Source organism: Mycobacterium sp. TH-M103, assembly GCF_057473785.1.
On sequence record NZ_JBYCLG010000280.1, the window covers coordinates 1 to 4,022 of the forward strand.

At 71.1% G+C, this 4,022-nt stretch carries 2 protein-coding genes; both read right to left on the reverse strand.

Annotation, left to right across the window (positions count from 1 at the left end):
- The coding region (locus AC2VOR_RS15895) for a diguanylate cyclase domain-containing protein (RefSeq protein ID WP_486964093.1) at positions 1 to 3,642 on the reverse strand (3,642 nt) is incomplete at its 3' end.
- Between the two features lie 105 nt (positions 3,643 to 3,747).
- A partial coding sequence (locus AC2VOR_RS15900; RefSeq protein ID WP_486964094.1) for a nitroreductase/quinone reductase family protein occupies positions 3,748 to 4,022 on the reverse strand: 275 nt, incomplete at its 5' end.

Below are 4,022 nucleotides of genomic sequence, written 5' to 3' on the forward strand. Positions count from 1 at the left end.
GTCGACCGAGACGTCCTGCAGGCGCGCCAGCGACGACCATCCGGTGCCGTAGTCGTCCAGCGAGATGTGGATGCCCAGGCGTTGCAGCGAGGCCACGTTGTGGCGCGACCGCACCGAATCGATCAGGGTGCTCTCGGTGATCTCGATGATCAGCGCCCCGGCGGGTACGTCGTAAGTGTTCAGCAGCCGCTCGATCGTGCCGACCAGGTCCAGGTCGAGCAGGTTGATGGTGGACATGTTGACCGCGACGGTGAGCGTGAGGCCCTGTCCGCGCCAGGATCGCATCTGCTCGAGGACGAGGTTCAGCGTGCGGTCTGCGATCTTACGCATCAGCCCGGCGCGTTCGGCGGCCGGGACGAACTCGGCCGGCAGCAGCAGGCCGCGGTCGGGATGGTGCCAGCGCAACAGCGCCTCGACGCTGTGGACGCTGCCGTCGAGGTTGACCTTGGGCTGGTAGTGACAGGTCAGCTCGTCGCCGTCGTTCAGCGCGGCGCGCAGTTCTTCGATGAGGTTGGGGTCGTTGTCCCGATACAGCTCGAACGCCGACTCGTAGACGGCGATCTTGCTGACGGCCGACCGGGCGTGGGGGATCGCCGCCTCGGCGAGGCTGAGGAGCTCCTGGGGATGCTCGCAGTGGTCGGGGCACAGCGCGATGGCGATGCGGGCGTCGACCCGCACGGTGATCGGGTCCAGCGCGAACGGCTCGCTCAGGCACTCGAGCAGCCGGCCGGCCTGGGCGCGCGCGGCGATGAGGTCGGTGCCCTCGGCCAGCAGGATCGCGAATCGGCTGTCACCCACGCGTGCGAACAGGTCGTCACGGCGGATGGCATTCCCCAGCCGGTTCGCGATGCGGCACAACAGCTCGTCGACGAACGCTGCGCCGATCGAGGCGTTGATCTCGTGGAACTCGTACAGCTCCAGCAGCAGCAGCGCGCGGCGCGATACGACCTTGGTCGCCGGCGCGGGCTGCGGGGTGGACACCTCGGTCAAGGCCGTGACCAGGGAGCGGCGGTTGGGCAGGCCGGTCAGCTTGTCGGTCATGGCGCGTTTGTGGTCCTCGGCCAGCACGCTGACGTCGCGGAACGACACCGTGAAGCGGGCGGCGACCACGACCAGGCTCAGCGCGGCCAGCGTCGTGGCCAGCCGTGACCCATGACCCAAAACGGCCACCGCCAGCGCCACGACGGTGCACGAGACGGGCACGGCGAAGGAGCCCAGGCCGCGCTTGGCGCTGATCGGCCCCCCCGCCGAGCGGGCCCAGGCGGCCGCCGCCACCAGCAACGAGGACGCGGGCCAGCACGCGTCGAGTGCCATTCCGACGCGGTAGGCACGCGCCGAGGTCTCGAACAGGTAGACCGTGTCCGCCGCCGCGAACAGGACGAAGCCGCCGACCAGCAGAGACCACCGCAAGGCGTTGCTGCGGCCCAGGATCGGCAGCATGCTGGTGACCAGCGCCAGCAGGAGCAGATCGCCCCACGGGTAGAGCAGGCCGACCAGGACGGTCGACGGTTGGCGGAGTGCTGCCGTGTGGACGGGCCCCGCGAGCAGCGCCGCGGCCACCGCGGCCATCGCCAGCCCGCAGGTCACCGCGTCGAGCCGGATCACGACCGGCACCCGCTTGAGGCGTGCCCGCATCAGCAGCACCAGCCCGGCGTAGACAAGCGGGTAGAACGCGAGGTACTCGGGGTCCGCGACCGAGGGCGACTGGCCGCCGGGGACGAACGCCGCGTAGACGACGTCACCGACCGCGGAGATCGCCATGCCGGCCGCGATCAGCGCCCACGCGAAACGGTTCGCCGTGACGCGCACGGCGCGGGCGGCGACCAGCGCGGCCGCCGAGAGGTTCAACGCCGCATACAGGCCGCCGACGAATGCGGGGTGGCCTTGGCCCGCCCGGGTGACCGCGCTCAGTACGGCGAAGGCTACGACGCCGATCGCCAAGGCGCCGATGGCGATCCGGACCGCCGTCGGCGGCCACCGGATACCCTCGGGTGCGTCGGTCGACGCGTCCGGTATCGACTCCGCCGTGGCGTCGAGGTCGGCGGTCACCTCGGGGAGGCCGCGGACTCGGTGGGGCCGGGGAACGCTGGCGGGCGACACCACCGGTCCGGTGGCGTCCGGCGATGCGGCCGTGAGGGGCACATCGGGCACGAGGCTGTGGACGCACTGGCCGCCCTGGCGCTTGGAGGCGTACATGGCCAGGTCCGCGTGGCGCAGCAGCTCGTCGACGGTGCAACCCGACCAGGCGGGAGCCACCGTGAAGCCGATGCTCGGCCGAACGTCCAATGGCACCCCGTCGATGAGGATCGGCGGGCTGAAGGCGTCCAGGACGCGATGCGCCGCGGCCTGCGACTCCTCGACGGAGGCCTCGATGAGCACCGCGAATTCGTCGCCGCCGAGCCGGGCGACGGTGGCCGACTCGTCCACCGCGGCCGTGATCCGCTCGGCGACACGCACGAGCAGTTCGTCGCCGGCCGGGTGCCCCAACGCGTCGTTGACCAGCTTGAAGTTGTCGAGGTCGAGGCAGAGCACCGCGATCGGCGCATCGCCCGCCGGAGGGCGGGCGATGGCCTCGTCCAACCGCTGGACGAACCGGGCGCGGTTGGCCAGGCCGGTCAGGCTGTCCCGGAAGGCTTCCCGGGCGACCTCGGCCAGCAGCCGCTGGTTCTCGACGAGCACGACGAACTGCCGCGCCAGCACGGCGACAACCAGGATTCCCAGCGCGGCGAGCATCGGTCGGTGCTGCATGTGGCCCAGCGCGTGACCCAGCCCCACCGCGGCGGCCAACAGCAACGGCAGGTACGGCAACCACAGCCGGGTGCGGTACGGGGCGTCGTCGGGCGACGGCGGCGTCGGGGACTCGTGCGCACCGGCCAGCCCCGCCCACGTCAACAAACCCAACCCGGCCACGCGGGTCAAATCGTTCACGTCGCCGGTGTGATAGGTGCCGATCCCGGTGTGGAACACCACGGCGATGTCGGCCAGACCGATCGTCCCGATGCCGGCGGGGACCAGGCTGCGGCTGGGCCCGTCGCTGGGGCGCACGCGCGAGAGCACCATGATCGCCGTCGTCGCGAGGATGATGTCGCTGAACACCTCCGTGAGCGTGGAGAGCCGCGAGCCGCTGTTCTCGCGGAGTTGCTTCTCGATGACAAACACCCAGGAGATCACGAACAGCGACGTCGCCAGGATGAGGCCGTCCAGCACCATCCGTGGGGGTGTGTTGCGGGACACGTGGGAGAACGCCACCACCGCCGCCATGGCCCCGACCGGATACAGCAGGAGCACCACTTCGGCCGCCGCGGGGTGGGTCGCGTGGTCGAGGTCGGGCCGCACGTCGTAGACCGCCCAGATGACCTCCCCCGCCGCCCAGCCCACCAGGGCCGTGACCAGGGCCAGCCAGCCGAATCGGATGCGGCCCGCCGCGCGGCGGGCCGCATGCGCGGCGCACCCCGCCGCGCACACTAGGCACGCCACCGTGACGATCTCGTCGACCGGCCGAGTGCCGTACGGGCCGCGCCAGCCCCACAGCCACGAGGCCGCGACCAGCGCCTCCGCGACGCCGTAGGCGGCGACGAGGAGCCAACCGACCCGCGCGGACAGCCCCAGGCGCTGCCACGGCCTGCCGGTCGAGGGCTTCATCGCTGCGTCACCCCACTTCGCACTGCGCGGCGCGGCCTGGCTACGCATCGCCGCGCGTGAAGCAAACAATAGGGCGCCGCGCCGACGGAATGGGCGTTTCGGCAGCTAATTGTGGACTAACACGAAGATCGGGATGGGCCGCGACGTGCGGCTCTGGTAGCCGTCGTAGCGGTTGGCGTTGTTGGCGTTGACGATCTTCCACAGCCGCCGGTAGTCGGCGTCATCCGGTCCGACCTGACGAGCGGTCACCGCGAAACGCTTGGGGCCGACGTTGATCTCGCACCGCGGGTGCTTGCGCAGGTTGTGATACCAGCCCGGGGGGCGGTCGGCGCCGCCGTTGGAGGCGACGATCAGATAGGAGTCGCCGTCGCGCGCATAGG